The sequence below is a fragment of the Sulfitobacter sp. SK012 genome (assembly GCF_003352085.1).
In the GTDB taxonomy this organism is placed as follows: domain Bacteria; phylum Pseudomonadota; class Alphaproteobacteria; order Rhodobacterales; family Rhodobacteraceae; genus Sulfitobacter.
Map to the genome: position 1 here is coordinate 1064180 of NZ_CP025804.1, position 14855 is coordinate 1079034.

12 protein-coding genes are annotated in these 14855 nt (G+C 51.6%); 6 read left to right on the forward strand and 6 right to left on the reverse strand.

The window, feature by feature from the left end; all coding sequences use genetic code 11:
- The first annotated feature begins 104 nt into the window (after window positions 1–104).
- Window positions 105–308, forward strand: a complete 204-nt coding sequence (locus tag C1J03_RS25240; protein WP_162798452.1) for a hypothetical protein — start codon at window positions 105–107, stop codon at window positions 306–308.
- Window positions 309–930: 622 nt separating this feature from the next.
- Here C1J03_RS25240 and C1J03_RS05390 read toward each other — a convergent pair.
- The 4 genes from C1J03_RS05390 to C1J03_RS05410 form a co-directional block, all read right to left on the reverse strand.
- Entirely contained in the window at window positions 931–2535 is a 1605-nt protein-coding gene (locus C1J03_RS05390; protein ID WP_254694183.1) for a 3'-5' exonuclease, read from the reverse strand.
- Window positions 2536–2839: 304 nt separating this feature from the next.
- Window positions 2840–3736, reverse strand: a complete 897-nt coding sequence (locus C1J03_RS05395) for a hypothetical protein (protein WP_114884430.1) — start codon at window positions 3734–3736, stop codon at window positions 2840–2842.
- A 401-nt stretch (window positions 3737–4137) separates the two neighbouring features.
- On the reverse strand, window positions 4138–4578 hold the full coding sequence (locus C1J03_RS26180) for a transposase (RefSeq protein ID WP_441351127.1): 441 nt from the start codon (window positions 4576–4578) through the stop codon (window positions 4138–4140).
- Between the two features lie 365 nt (window positions 4579–4943).
- The gene (locus tag C1J03_RS05410; RefSeq protein ID WP_162798454.1) at window positions 4944–5894 is read right to left on the reverse strand and encodes a helix-turn-helix domain-containing protein; all 951 of its coding nucleotides are present in this window, start codon (window positions 5892–5894) and stop codon (window positions 4944–4946) included.
- Between the two features lie 281 nt (window positions 5895–6175).
- Here C1J03_RS05410 and C1J03_RS05415 point away from each other — a divergent pair, with 281 nt between their 5' ends.
- The 4 genes from C1J03_RS05415 (at window position 6176) to C1J03_RS05430 (ending at window position 10976) form a co-directional block, all read left to right on the forward strand.
- Window positions 6176–7915, forward strand: coding sequence for a sulfatase-like hydrolase/transferase (locus C1J03_RS05415; protein ID WP_114884436.1), 1740 nt, complete (start codon window positions 6176–6178; stop codon window positions 7913–7915).
- A gap of 240 nt (window positions 7916–8155) precedes the next feature.
- Window positions 8156–8887 carry a hypothetical protein gene (locus C1J03_RS05420; protein WP_162798455.1) on the forward strand — a complete coding sequence of 244 codons (732 nt, stop codon included), beginning with the start codon at window positions 8156–8158 and terminating at the stop codon, window positions 8885–8887.
- 205 nt (window positions 8888–9092) lie between these two features.
- A complete protein-coding gene (locus C1J03_RS05425) occupies window positions 9093–9902 on the forward strand; it encodes an outer membrane protein (RefSeq protein ID WP_114884441.1) in 810 nt (269 codons plus the stop codon).
- Between the two features lie 687 nt (window positions 9903–10589).
- On the forward strand, window positions 10590–10976 hold the full coding sequence (locus tag C1J03_RS05430; RefSeq protein WP_114884443.1) for a hypothetical protein: 387 nt from the start codon (window positions 10590–10592) through the stop codon (window positions 10974–10976).
- A gap of 620 nt (window positions 10977–11596) precedes the next feature.
- On the opposite strand, the gene C1J03_RS05435 is transcribed toward C1J03_RS05430, so the two are convergent.
- Together C1J03_RS05435 and C1J03_RS05440 are read right to left on the reverse strand one after the other, a co-directional pair.
- Window positions 11597–11848, reverse strand: coding sequence for a hypothetical protein (locus C1J03_RS05435; RefSeq protein WP_162798456.1), 252 nt, complete (start codon window positions 11846–11848; stop codon window positions 11597–11599).
- 338 nt (window positions 11849–12186) lie between these two features.
- Window positions 12187–13245, reverse strand: a complete 1059-nt coding sequence (locus C1J03_RS05440) for a LacI family DNA-binding transcriptional regulator (protein WP_114888860.1) — start codon at window positions 13243–13245, stop codon at window positions 12187–12189.
- Between the two features lie 195 nt (window positions 13246–13440).
- Here C1J03_RS05440 and C1J03_RS05445 point away from each other — a divergent pair, with 195 nt between their 5' ends.
- A complete protein-coding gene (locus C1J03_RS05445) occupies window positions 13441–14775 on the forward strand; it encodes an ABC transporter substrate-binding protein (protein WP_114884447.1) in 1335 nt (444 codons plus the stop codon).
- Window positions 14776–14855 lie beyond the last annotated feature (80 nt).

A 14855-nucleotide genomic window follows, 5' to 3' on the forward strand; every position in this document is an offset into this window, starting at 1 on the left:
TCATGCGATAGAACTTCGTGAGCTATCGTGGCAGGACACACTGAAGCCTTTAACACCTTATAATCTTTGTCGAATCGAACACATTTTGGGAGAGGATTCATGCAGTGGCAGTTCGGAATTGGGATCGCAGGCTTCAGGCGGCCGTTTTGCGTAGTTCGTTGTGGGTACTGCTGTGCGATGCAATCATGCCGATCCTTGATCTTGTATTGATCGTGGAACGCCGCATCTGGATTTCCTCCTCCAACCTTTCGAAGATAGGAATGTACAGATCACCGTCCGGGCGATTTTGGATTGCTTGGGCCAAGTAAGTTATACTCTTTTGGAGCTGCTCGATTGTAATTTTCATTGGGCAATACTTTTTTTTTGTTATGGCCCTCGTTTTTCATACTCCGGTTAATCTGATGTTAACGAATGTGTAGGTTTTGTTTGGGATCCCCAGAGTCCTTGAATTCTAGATGCGCGTAAACCAACCGCAGCTCATCTCACTGTAATTTGGTCGGCAGCCGTCCGGCTCGGCGCGCGCATGTTGATCGCCTTTGGTCGTCTTGTATTTTCCGAATGACGAGCATTGGTTCTCGCACCACTAAATCCCTGGTCGCTTGTCGCGTCGTTCCTGAAATTGCATTTTGCTAAATGTTGTCTTTTCCAGTGAATGGATTTCCTGACGCCCAAATTCATAGATTGGCATTCTTTGACTTACCTCCAAACGGACTGGTTGGCCCATAAACTAAGCCTCTGATGGTCAAACTAGGCGGTACTTCACTGTGTTTTCAAGTTGTTTGATGCGGTTGCAACTTTCCGAATGTATTCTCGCATGAGCCCTAGAACACCCGCTGAGCATGACGAAACGGCTAGCAATGGCAGAACGCGGGGTTCAGCCGTTCTGCCATTTTGCTGTCCTCAATGAGATCAAAAAAGTGCGGGCCCGTTTTATGGCTCTGTTAATTGCTCTCGATCTACGAACACGCGGTATCGGTATGACCCAACTTCCTTGACCGTCACAGTGTCACCAGGTTCGACGCCATTTCTCTCAAAAAACTCCCGAACCCAACTTCGCGTCCTGAAAAACTTCTTCTTCCCATCAAGGTCTGTGACCTCTGGTGTGTGGCCTCCCCAGTCGACCGTGATCGCCCGCGAAGCGGTTTGAGCTGCATTTGAACCGCCGACTGCATCTCTGGGAAAGGCCGAGAAAAAGCTTGTGAGTTTGATATAGTTATTTTTGATACTGCCTTGGGTGAGGGTCGCTCTTCCCACTATTCTTCCACTTGTTTTGAACTCTTTTGCTCCCTCGCTTTTGCTTTGGCAGGATAGCTCAGTAACCGCATCGTTTTCAATCACATCAAAACGGTCGTCATCATCCAGAACCTTATCCGCAGGAGGCAGGGGAGCTTTGCCCTCGGCGTACAAAACCACCTCGGCCGCTGCCCGTGCATCTTCCCCAGCATCATGATGCTCGAACGTGAGTCCGAGGAACTTTTTCAGAGAGCCAAGCCCATGACCTCCGTTGCCTTTAAGTTCTGGCCAGGCATTGCGGGCGACTTGGACGCTGTCTTTCCAGTTCCAAGAGGGGGCGTCTTGTCCTGTGTTGCGGCAGGCGGCAGCAATGGCGCTCCGGTCAAATCCGGAGTGTTGGTAGACCACGTGGTCCTGCAACGCCTCTTTGAGAACGGGAAGAACGTCTTCGAAACACGCAGCTCCGGCAACAGTCTCATTGTCGATGCCGTGAAGATAACTGAAGACCCATTTTGTCGTCTGGGGATCGATATAGGTCACCCAAGTCTCGATTGAATTGTCAGGTCTCACGCAAGCGACGCCGATCTGACAAATACTGCCCCGATCATTGTTTGCAGTTTCAACATCTAGCGCAATAAAGCGGAAAGGACCCTTTGGGAATGGGGGGACATTGCTGGGTTTTTGCACGGGATGCTTCATCCGGCGAAAGGATGTCTCAAGTTCTGTTTCCATTCCGATGAAACGTGTGTTTTGCCTGTCGATGGCTGCTACTTCCTCATTGCTGAATCCAAGAGCAGATAGCATCTTGTCTACAAGTTCCACAGGTTCGTCATAGATACCCATGCCGCGATTATTCCATGCGGTAGCATGTTGGGGGGCTATAGCGATTACTGCTTTCTCCAGTCTGGGAATATCATCGCTGTCGAGCATCGGAACCCACACGGCCGTGCAGTATTCGGCGACGAACGCATTGCGGAGTTTCTTCGAGATATCTCCATCGGTTTTCGTCGACGGGTCATTCCGCAACCGCCACATGCGTCCGGTATTGTACATGCGTGAAAAGTAGTGGCTGGAATCTTCAGATCCTGTCCTGTGTCGCTGATGGATCCTTTTATAGAACGTTTCTTCAAGCGAAGCTGTCGAGCCTATGTATCGTAGGTCTCCGAAGTGATCGACCAGACCATAGATGCCGCGCTGGTCTTTTGGTGTGTTTCTGGTCGGCTCAGGCTGTGCATTCAGCAGTTTTGATAGAATTTCTTCGGCTGAGGAGCCGTTACGACTGGAAGGATTTATCATGGTCATCTAACCTTTTTTTCTTTGTCTGGAGCGTTAGCGAACGCTATTCACGGTAGAGCGTGACGATGCGGCCATCTTTGCCGATTATGGCGCAGGTGTTGAACCATCGCTCGACCATTTGGACCCCTCTGTTGCCGCCCAGAAGTGTTTTCACAGCCCCGGTCGAAGAAGAGTTTCTCAACCCCTCCAGGAGCTTGCTCGGCGGCCCCAACGCTCATGAGTAGTTCTATGACGAAAGTAGGTATAGACCTCTCCTGAGCACGAGACCGGGCGTGATGTGTCAGCCCAAGGTGTGTTGACTTCTGAGGATTCATTTCGCAGCTCCCTTCTGTGTATCGCGACGCAGCGCCAGTTCCAGGGCCTTGCCGACGAAGGTTGCGGTGTCTGTCCCTAGTGCAGTACCAAGTGCATGAGCTTCGGCTTGATTGAATGCAAAGGTTCCATCGCACCAGGGTGTGATCCTTTCAGCGCTCCAGCCAAGCGTGGCGAGGAGGCCGGAAAGATCACCGTGAAGACGGTGCGCATGGCGGTCGATGAAGTCAGTCAGTTGCTCCATGCGCTCAAAGGCACGGAGGCGTTCGTTTAGGATTGGATCATCCTTCGGCCCCGTCGGGGTGGGCACAAACCCACGCCGACCCGATAACCACCGACGCGCCTCGTCAATCTCGAAACGCACCGGCTTAGACTTCGGAATGGCTGTGAGGCCGGCTTCGCCAGTTTGGTTCATGGCGTTGCGGACGGCGCCTTCAGTCATGTCCGCAAGAAGCGCCAGTTGTCGGGTAGACAGGTCCGAGCTTGGGCTTTCATCGTTCCCATCGATTGCTGCCCGGGCCCAAGCAGCTTCGCAGACATCAGCAATCTTAGAATCATCTGCGAGATTTGGGAACGCATGCACGTCGCTGCTGAAGTCTTCGCGCGGAAGACCTGACAGCATGTCGGCCAGCTCGTGCAATCCGGTTCCGTCTGGAATGCGGTCACCTGTTGGAGCGAACGCGTAATCGTAGGCATCGAGTACTCGTGTCGCCATCGGATAACGGCAGAGATCAATTTCCTCCGACTTAGTTTCGAGCGCTGAATCAATATCGTGGCTGCCCAGAAAGGCCGACACCGCATCGTCACTATCCGTCCAAAGTTCGATTTGCCGAGACATCACGATGACTACGGATGCCAGTTCGGTTTGGAGGTCTTGTTTTGAAAATTTGGACATTATGAATTCCATTATTAATGTTTGCATGTTCCGTTTACCAGGAATCAACGCCGCACGTCAACAATAATATGCAAAAATGAAAAATATTAGCATAAATTTATGAGTGCGACCAACAGTGAGCCTGTATGAACAGTTCTGGCTGGCAGGAGATACCCTGCCAGAGGTTGGACCCAATTTCTCTCCAGCTCTTTGGTAGAGTAGTCAGACTGGACTTTCACGGTCTATGGGGATGAGTTTCTGGTTATTCCTTATAGACCAATTCGCCATCGCCTATCCTCGACCCGAGGGACTTAAAGAAGCGCCCAGATCGACCTCCAACATTGTACTAAAAGGAGTTGGTGGGATGCCCTGCCTGATTATTCCAAGGCGAAGAAACCGAGGAAGAGGCGACGCACTGGTGGTCATTGGATCCTGAGCCTAAGGGAGGCATAGGGGAGAAATCGAACCACCCGCACGTAGGTTTTCAATCCTTTACGACCGGGATTATCGTGTTCCCCAGACTGATAACGTCGTGGGGTCAGGCCAAAATGCGCACCAACCGTGCGCGACCGTTTGAAGCGCGTCGGATCATCGACAGCCGCTTTGAAGGTAAGTGACGCAATCGGGCCAACGCCTGGGACCGTCATCATCCGCATGCAAACCTCATCATGGCTTGCCGCGCGTTTGACGCGCCGGTCCAGATCCAGAAAGTGCTGGTAGAGAACCACACGGGCATCCAAGAGCGGCACCAAGGCATGCGCCAAAACGTCATCCATCTCGATGAGTGGCCGGACAAGGCCATCAACGTACCTCGGCGATGCGTGCGCCATTGCTCCGCTGAGGATCGTCAATATCTTGTTCATGTAGTGTCGCGACTTCAGCCCATAGTGACCGATGCTGCGGTATGCACATTTCGGTACTAAGGGCGGACACCGGACTTTCGCTGCGCCGAGCACGAACAACCGCACAGCGGACAAAACCGACCTTGGGCGCAATCAGCGCTATGGCCGCACCGCCCATTCCGGCCGTTCGGCGTTGGTCCCGACGCTGCGGTGCAGCTTTCGCATTGCTGTCATTCATTGCACAGCGCAGCATTTGGGTGGGGGTCGCCGACGATGAAGCGCTACGCCTTGACTTTACGTCGTCTAAAACGGGGAAAAAGCCCCGTAGCTCTTGGTGGCCTGACATGTTGAGCCGTACGACCTCATTTTGAATCAAACAAAATGGCTCAGCCTAGATTTACGGTTGTTCGGGAAGGTAGCTCGTCGAACATTTTGTAGTAATCTTGAGCAAATTTACCCATGTGCCAGTAGCCCCGCCCGTTGATGATGTCGGAAATACTATCACCAGGCGCTCTTTGGAGAAGGTCAGTCCTTACCCAATTGAGACGCATCCGCAAATAATATTGCTTCGGGCTGATCCCAAATTTCTCTGAAAACGCTCGGTCCAGAGTACGCCAGGAAACACCAATCTCATGGCAAATCTGACTGACTTCCAAGCTCTCCCCTTCAGAGGAAATCATCATCTCTATCGCTTTTTTGACAGCCCGAGAACGCGATTTTGGGGAACTCTTATCCGTTGTCTGTTCGAAGGATGTTGCCGCAATTAGTACATTAGAAATGATGGCTTCTTCTTCGTGAAGAACCGACACGCTTGCGTTGTTGAGGAGACGTCCAGATATCTTCTTTAAAGCCGCAAGCGACTCTGATTTTTCATCGACATCATACCTAACTGAACGGCGCAGGGCGCTGGGGATATCAAACCCAAGCATATCAGCCAACCGCTCAGCCTCCTGAACGTCGATAGAGATAGTTGTGCCGCGAAACTCGCCGAAACCCACGCCATCAAATTCATCGGAGGAGCCGAACGACACAAGCTGGGCTGTCTCCATGTTCTGGCCTTGCCACGTCGACAGAGAATCCTGACATGGCAATCCTAAGGAAATTTTCCCCTTAGGGGATACGCCATTTTGATGCACAGCCTTGGAGATGCCAAGTTCGATCAGGTTCACTGAATTGCCTGAGCGGGCTCTTATCACGGTTTTCATCTGCCCCGGCTCAATCTGACGGAAGTCGATGTCCCACAAAGAGAGCTTGTTCAAATCATTTGGCTCGGACAGTTCCATGACTAACGGAGCGTCAACTTCGTTTGGTTTTGGCGAGTTTATGATGTGGTCCATTTCCCATACCTTGTAGTTTGCCTGCAATATTAACTCTGTCTCGGCTGTTCGAGCAAGGCCACTGACCACTTGGGAAGGGGTGCAAATGCCAGCCAAAATGGGACGTCCGCCCTTTCCTGAAGGAGAATGTCGTTCAGAACGTATAGCGACAATGCTGACCAAAGCCGAGCGTGCGGTACTAACACAGCAAGCCGCCGCAGCGTCAATGTCTCTGTCGGCTTACTGCCATCAGTTGATCGCAGAAAGCTTAAAGAAAAAATGAAAAACAAGGAGGAATAGGAATGGTGAAACCCAGAAAACTCGCAGCACCGCTGACGGCTTTAACAATTTCGGCGTTGATGACAGGGGCAAGCGCGCAAGACGCCCAAATTGTCCATGATGCCGAGTATTACATTCTCGAAGCCCAAAACGGGACGGTCTGGGAGGTCGAAGACGGCGAACTGGATGCGAAATTGGCCGAGTTGCGAGAGCAATATGGTAGACCCCCAAATATCATACACTACATGTTTGATGATCAGCCACCGATGTCGTTTGGCGATGAAATGTATCAACAAATCAGGGGGTACAAGACACCAAACCTGAACCAGCTCGCCGCTGACGGAATGATGTTTTCACGAATGTATACCGAACCGGGCTGCACCCCTAGTCGGGCTGCTGTCCTGACGGGACAGAACGCTATTCGGACTGGCACTTGGGAGATTGGCTTTCCTATCGAATACACCGGATTGGCCGCTGAAAATGTAACAATGGCAGAGGTGCTTTCTGGTGAGGGCTACGCGACTGCGTTCTTTGGCAAGCTGCACCTCGGGGATACCGAGGAATCCTATCCCATTAATCAGGGGTTCGATGAGGCCTTCTGGGCGGTCTACAATCAGGTTACCAGTCTCTACAATAAGACCGGTGAGGGTGCCAATGCGATTGTCGGCATGAAAGAAGAATTGCTGGCGGACAATCCGTATCAACTTGATAAGAACTTTGTTCAGGACGACGCGTTTGTTTTTTACCTCGAAGGTAAAAAGGGTGAACAGGTTCTGGAATGGCGCGATGGTTCGCAAGAGGTCAAAGATTATTATGACTTCGACATTGAAGGACGTGAGCGGGCAATCAACTTCATCCGACGGAGTGCTGAGGCGGAAAAGCCATTCTATGTAGCGTGGTGGCCACTTTGGATTCCGTTCATACCAGCACCCGAGAAAGTTACGTTGCAGCGGGGCATGGTCGGGGAAAACTACCAACGTGTGATCGAACCAGACATAGCGGCCATGCGTGAAACACTGGAAGAACTGGGCATAGCTGAAAACACATTGGTGGTTGTCATGGCTGACAACGGGCCTATGACCCACAACCCACCCCCTGGCGCTGGTTTAGGTGAAGGTCTGTTCCGCGGCGGCAAAGGCGACTTCACAGAAGGCGGTGTGCGTGTGCCAGCAGCTGCATTTTGGCCTGGTGTTATCGAACCGGGACAAATGGCCGCTGACATGATTCACCAAACAGATTTGTTCACGACCTTCGCCCGGTTGGCTGGTGCAACCCAACATATCCCAACTGATCGGATCATCGACGGCATCGACCAAACGTCGTTGCTGTTAAACGGCGACACCCATGGTCGTCGCGACCACGTGTTCATCTACCAAGGACCCGATTTGGCTGCGACAGTCAAAGATCAATACAAAATACACTGGACCTCGAACGATCCGGGGCAGGCAAAGTCCGGTCTGACGGCCGTGTATGATCTTTACAACGATCACCGTGAAGTGAACCCAATAGTCGTAGGCGGGTTTCATTTTAAGGAACCCTTCAAGCGGATGCGTGCCCGTCACGAGTTGTGGAAAGAGAAGTATCCAGATCGCAAACATGAACGTGGGCCAGCCTATACCGGCATTTCAAACGCACGGCCTGCTACGCTGGCTTTGTCCAATCCCCCGGTTGATTATCAAAATCTCCCGTTTGATCCGATGGAATTCATTAGTCATCTCGACAAGCTGCCCTTCAATGTCAGTGAGCCTGGGTTTGGTGAATAAATAGATATGGGGCTGCGATTTTCGTCGTGGCTCCACCCCTCAAGACCGTTATCCTGAAGGCAGAAAAAAGTGATCAACACGGATACTCGCAGCCGCCTTCCGCAGCACAGAACGAACGCCCGACCTTCGGCTATTTGAATGTCGGCTCTCGCCGTTGACATCAAAATCGGAACAATCAAACAATGAACTTTGCGCGGGCACGTCTCGGTGTGCCTGCGCCCTAGAAAGGGACTTAAAGGAATGCGAACACTCTTAGCCGGTTGGGCTCTCACTGCGATGTCGATGTCGGCGGCCTATGCTGAAGAGAACGCGTCTAACCCACTTGCAGCCGTAAATAGCACTGATCTGAGATATCAATATTTTGATCTTGGAGGCGCGGATAAACAGGACGCCTTCATTGATGGCTCCTACATGCTGCGACCCAATCTGAAGTTCAAATATGAACTGCACTATAATTCGACCGATGTAACCGGGGGCCGGGAAAACGGCTTTGAGAAGGTCAATGCCAAGCTGATCTATTTCCCGTCGGCTCGGTCACTGAACGACACCTGGGCTGTCAAAACTGCTGTGGGTCTAGAGTGGATCATTGATCTTGGCGACACAGCGAAAGGCATTGGCACCGAGTCTGATCAAGTTGCGCCCTTAGTGGGCGCAGCATTCTCAAACAAAGCGACCGGTCTAACTCTTTTGCCGCTGGTTCAGCACTTTGAGAGCTACAATGGCCCCACCGACGTAAGTCAAACAGCGCTTAGGCTCATTGCGATTCAGCCGTTCGCCAAGGATTGGTGGGTAAAGGGCGACCTGAAAGTTCCTTATGACTGGGAGAATGAAACCTGGCCCGCGTCCGCAGAGCTGCAAGTTGGTTACAATGTGAATGATGGCACTGCCATCTATGCAGATGTTCTTATCGGTATCGGAAGTGACCGCACCTATGACCAAGGCATCGGGCTTGGCTTGCGGTTTAACTATTAGAAACGCCAGGCCCGAAGAATGGCACATAATAGTTCCGACCACAGTTTTGAAATGGGTTCAGGTCTTTGTTTTTATAAAGGAAAGAGAATTCATGCTGTGCTTCCAGGACTAAGTTTTGCGCCTCAGAAATCGACAAAACACTCTCAATTCCCGCCAATTTCAGCTTCGTTCACGAAGCTAACAAGATATCTAAAGGAAACCCTAAATGAAAAAGAAACTGCTGATAGCCATCATCTGCCTTTCGTCAACCGGCCTTGCGACAGAGGTGGCTCAGGCCGACCCAATGACAGGCCCAAACCAGAACGATTCAGATTGGCGTTTTACTGGCGCGGTCTATGCATTTGCGCCATTCCGTACGACCGGCACGACGACAGTTTCCGGGGTTTCTGCGCCCATCGATTTGGATCTTGGAGAAGTTCTCGACAATCTGGATTTCGCAGCATCGGGTCGCTTTGAAGCATGGAAGGGCGATTGGGGGGTAATCTTCGATGCAAACTATTATTCCATTAGCGCCGATGGATCATTGCCAGGTCCAGCTGGCGGTTCAGTTGATGTAAATGTTCGCCAAGAATGGCTGGGTGTGTTGGCAGCATATCGAATTGCGAACGGCACTTATGGCACGAGCGGCAAACGGTATACTGTCGATGTTCAGGCCGGTTACCGCTACAATTCACTAAGGCAGGAAGTGGACATAGCCACGCCTGGTCCAGCAACGACTCTGGGAGGAGATGATAGTTGGTGGGAGCCAGTCATTGGCGCACGCGGCAAGTGGGAACTGAATAACCAGTGGGCGACAGTTGCCTCGTTGGAGTTTGGTGGATTTGGTGCTGGCGGGAATGACCTGCAAGTTGGCCTAAATGCTGGGTTTGATTATCATCCCTGGGACAACACCTCCATCATATTTGGATACAGATACTTCAGCATGGATTACAGCACGACGCTGGAAAGCGGCGCTTTTGCATATGATGTAGAACAACACGGGCCCTACATCGGGGTAAAATATGTTTTCCAGTGACGCGGAATGCCTCAAGTGCATTTCATTTAATGGATGAAACAATTCCAATCTTTATTCTAAAGCACGCCGCAAATTGTGACTGGGGACGCTGGTGTTGCCTTGGGTACGAACCAAGGACCGTTAGATTGCTCTAATGACCCCTTTGTTTCCATGAGTTGGGGGGCAAAAGCTGCAATCGGTGAACGAGCCGCAGACGGCAGCTTTGTCCTGTGTGGATGGCGCAGCGAAGGACCGCTTCCCGCCCTTAGTACCAAAATCTACATGCCGCAGCATCGGTCACTAAGGGCTCGTTGCTGCCATTCGCTGCGTCATCCACGAAGTTCCGGTCTGGGCCGGAAGCGACATTGGTGGGCGAGTGATTTGGCCCAATTTCTGCACCATGCGTGGAGGTCCGCAATGCGGACAAATCCGACCTTAAGAGTTCACGGCGCGATCAATACTTCGCCCTCAATTTCCATTGCGAAACCAAGCGGCAATACGGACACGTCGGGACTATGCAAATAGGTTTTCAGGACTGTAGCGCGCCAGCCGTCAGTCCTTTTGGCCTTGTTCCGCACCCCGCATCGCATCGCGTTGAACGCTGCATCGGCACTCGAACAACGACACCACGGCTCCAAGAGGCTTGATCGGAGCTCAGAACAGTGGCTATTTGAGTGGGAAGATGTTCTAGATGGGAAATGTCGGTTTATGGTGTTCAAACGGATAGATACTTTGCGCTCGTTTTGTATTGCAGTACTCGCCTTCTTTTCAATGACTACGATGGCATATGCGTTGGAGTTCAACGTAAGGACTTCCAGCGACGTCCTAAAGTCTGAACGTTCAGCAGAAATATTGATGCGTGGAAAAATTGTTTCAGGGGATGTAGATCGTTTGAAATCAATTTTGGCGGACTTCCCCTCACGCAATTTAAAATTTGTTTCATTCATTCTCGACAGCCCTGGGGGAAGCCTCATGGAGGGGCTCGAGCTTGGAAAAACAATTTCTCAGATGGACGAGTTTACCAAAGCTGTTGTTGGCACAAATACTGACAAGCAAGAAATATGTGCGAGCGCATGTGTAATTGCCCTGCGTTGAGCTTCATCCTAATCGGAGTTTATGCCCTGCAAATCCTGGTGCTCTTAAAGTCGATCTGGGGGGCTGATGCCGGAGGGGGCAGCTCACATTGGATCATCATTTTTGCTGCACATTTTGCTGCACATTACACGATGTAACATAACTGAAATGAGCTTCAATACGCTGAAATATAACAATTAAAAATCTAGACTTAATAATTATGACGGACTTCGTCTCCGCCACCCACCCTCAACACTAATCTCTGTCTGGCATGCGCAGACGTAAGTCTCTGAAATCACAGGTTATCAGGGCTATATCCATATATTCGACGGATGAAACCGGAGATGTTTCCGGCGTTCCGAGGGCTTTTGCGAGGGTGATCTCCGCTCGTCCACCACAAGGGTCCCTTTGGCGTTATCAGTGAAAAATATGCGATTTTTGCGTAAAACAGGTGATTTCGACCGGAGTCTGGAGGGATATATTTCGAATATATAGCAAATTCAGATGCTTAGCCGGTGCATTGTCCAGTTTCCTGTTAAGGGCCATATCAGGACCTGTTCAAGGTCGTTAACAGGTTTGTTCAACACCAATAACAGGTTGGTTTATCCCGGATAACAGGTCGCGGCCGATTGTTGGGTTTTTTACCGGAACACCGCGATCTGGCCGGACCAGAGCAGTGGAAGTGGCTCTTTCAGGAATTTGGCGAGGCTCATGTTGCGGGGTTGTCTGCCCATCAGAATGTCGCGCTGAAGGCCGGGGTCCAGGAATGCTAGTTTGATGAGGCGTCTCTCATGGGAACCTTTTGGCCTGCGCTCAATCACAGGCAGTCCGGTGTCGTCCCTTTGGATCATTGTGTGCGCCCGTTTCAGTGCGGCGATCAGTTTCTGATCCATTGTGGTCGCGTCCGTTTCAGCAATACCGGATTGTGAGCACCGATCCTTTCCACCGAAGGTGATCGGTAGAGTATGCTGGCGCAGCATTTGCTTGCAACCGCGGCGATGACAGTTTTGCAGTGTGGCATTTTCGCCAAAGCGGCCGTTCGATCAGCTCAACCGAGCTGAACGTCAAACTGACCTTTCGCGGCGCAATGCATGAAATTTATTGTTGCGAACTATGTCGTCCTAATAACGAATTGGCACGGCGTCGACGCAGGAAAGACGCGCGAGCCCGCCGTCACTCTATCGGTTAGCGCTTCGAGCAAGCCGTAAGTGATCTTGCCGACGGGACATGTTCAGATATTTGTTCTGAGTAAAACCTCTACCCTGATGCGTTCTTGTGACCCTTTTGCGATACGTTTGTCAGTTATTGCCTTGAGTTTTCGAACTGCGCTGCGGACAAGATGGCCTGGATCCTGTGCAATAACGCCATCTAATCTTCCGTCACGCAGTGCCGCTTCGGTGAACGGCGTGCGCTCATGGGAAATCTTGATCAGATGGCCGGTGTTCATTGCATTGTTCAAGATCGTGAGCGGAACGCGCGCCTCGGATGACAGCACATAGGCACCAACAAGGTCAGGATTGTTGATGACCGAATTATGAATAATCCGTTCTGCGCGTTCTTCGTCACCATAAGTTTCCAAGGAGGGCAACGTGCGCAATCCGGGAAAGTTTTGGTTCATCTCGGCATCAAAGCCAATCCGTCGCTCCAGGCTATCTCGCGACCTCATACTTTCGGAGATCACAAGAACAGATCCCTTAGCGACCGCGCAAAAACGCCCGATAAGCGTCGCTGCAGTCGCACCCGCAGCTTGATGATTGGTTCCGACCCAATGCTCTTCCATTGTAGACTGGTCCGCAATGAACGGTAGTGCTGCTACGCCGCGTTCTTTCAGACGGTAGATCGCGTCACGCACTTGCGGCGATTCAGGGGCCATGATTGCGACGCCAGTCGTCTCGCTGGCGTCCAGCGTTGCGAGAAAGGCCGAAATGCTGTGTGGATCGTTTTCGTCAATATGAACCACGTCGCACCAAACGAGGTCGGTCGCGAACGTCTCGTTGGCTTCGTTAATATGGCGCACGATTTCCTCTAGAAATAGGTCACCGGAGCGGGGCAGGGCGAAAACAAATCTGTATCTTTGGGAACGTGCGAGGTTTGCTGCTTGAATATTGCGCACGAAACCCAGCTCTTGGATTGCATGGTTTACGCGATCCACAGTCCGTTTTTTCACGCCATCACGTCCATTTAAGACCCTATCCACTGTCGCGCGGCTTACGCCAGCCGCTTTTGCAAGATCTTTTGTGGTGGGTCTTAACATATTTTCACTGACGTTCACTGCTGCGGATTTCATCATCTTATCAGACCTTTGCGTTGTCACAACTGCATCATTTTGACCCTCATCTATGGGTGAAATTGCGCATTTCAGGTATTTTTGAGGCACGTGTCTCACAAATATCTTGCATTGACGCACGTGCGTCAATTAGCAATGTAGGCAGCGTGAGTCGTGGCGGGGAGCCATGCCCCGCCATAACTGGGAGGAGTTACCCTTATGAAAACGAACCTTTTCACAACAGCTGCGGTGGGCGCGATCGTCGCATCCAGCCTAGCGACCTCTGCGATGGCCGATGGCCATGCGACTGAGCTGACACTTTGCTGGGCCGCTTGGGATCCTGCAAACTCACTCATCGAGTTGAGCAAGGATTTCGAAGAGCAGTCCGGCCATACGATGAATTTCGAGTTTGTGCCTTGGCCGAGCTTTGCCGACCGCATGTTGAACGAATTGAACTCTGGCGGTCAATTGTGTGACCTGATGATCGGCGACAGCCAGTGGATCGGTGGCGGCGCAGAGAATGGTCACTACGTAAAGCTGAACGAATTCTTTGATGCCAATAGCATCTCGATGGATGACTTCCTGCCTGCGACTGTAACGGGCTACGCCGAATGGCCAAAGAACACACCAAACTACTACGCGCTGCCTGCTTATGCAGACGTTGTTGGTTGGACGTACCGTAAAGACTGGTTTGATCGTCCCGAGCTTCAGACTGAATTCATGGACACATATGGCCGTAAGCTTGATGTTCCTGCATCACTGGAAGAGTTGCGCGACATTGCGGCGTTCTTCCAAGGGCGCGATATCGATGGCACAACCGTTTATGGTGCTGCGATCTACACAGAGCGTGGCTCTGAGGGCATCACAATGGGCGTCACCAACGCGCTCTATAACTACGGTTTCGAGTATGAGAACCCTGATCAGCCCTATGACCTTGAAGGTTTTGTAAACTCTGCAGGCGCGATTGCCGGACTTGAGCTATACAAAGAGCTGTACGACATTGGCACACCCCCGGGTTCGTCCAACTGGTACATGGGCGAGAACATCGATGCTTACCGCTCTGGTCAGGTCGCGATGCAGATGAATTTTGCGTTCATTTGGCCAGGTGTTGAAGCTGATGAAAACGTCGGTAACGGCAATTCCGGTTATTTCCCGAACCCAGCAGGTCCAGCAGGGCAATTTGCGCAACTTGGTGGGCAAGGTATTTCTGTTGTTGCCTACTCTGAAAAGCAAGAGGCCGCATTGGAATACATCCAGTGGTTTGCGCAACCAGCAGTTCAGCAGCGTTGGTGGGATCTCGGCGGTGCATCTGCACTACGTGCCGTTGTCGAAAACCCTGATTTCGCAACAAGCCAGCCTTATGCGCAAACCTTCCTCGACAGCATGGCTATCGTGAAGGACTTCTGGGCAGAGCCTGCTTACGCAGACCTTCTGATCCCGATGCAAGAGCGGATGCATAACTTTGTCATCGCTGGCGACGGCACCGCGAAAGAAGCTTTGGACGGTTTGGTTCGTGATTGGACCGAAGTGTTCGAGGACGAAGGCAAGCTCTAAACTTTCTCCCTGTCGGACCCCCTCTCTTCCTGACGGGTGGTCAGACAACCGCTCCAGCCGATCATCATATCGGCTGGGGC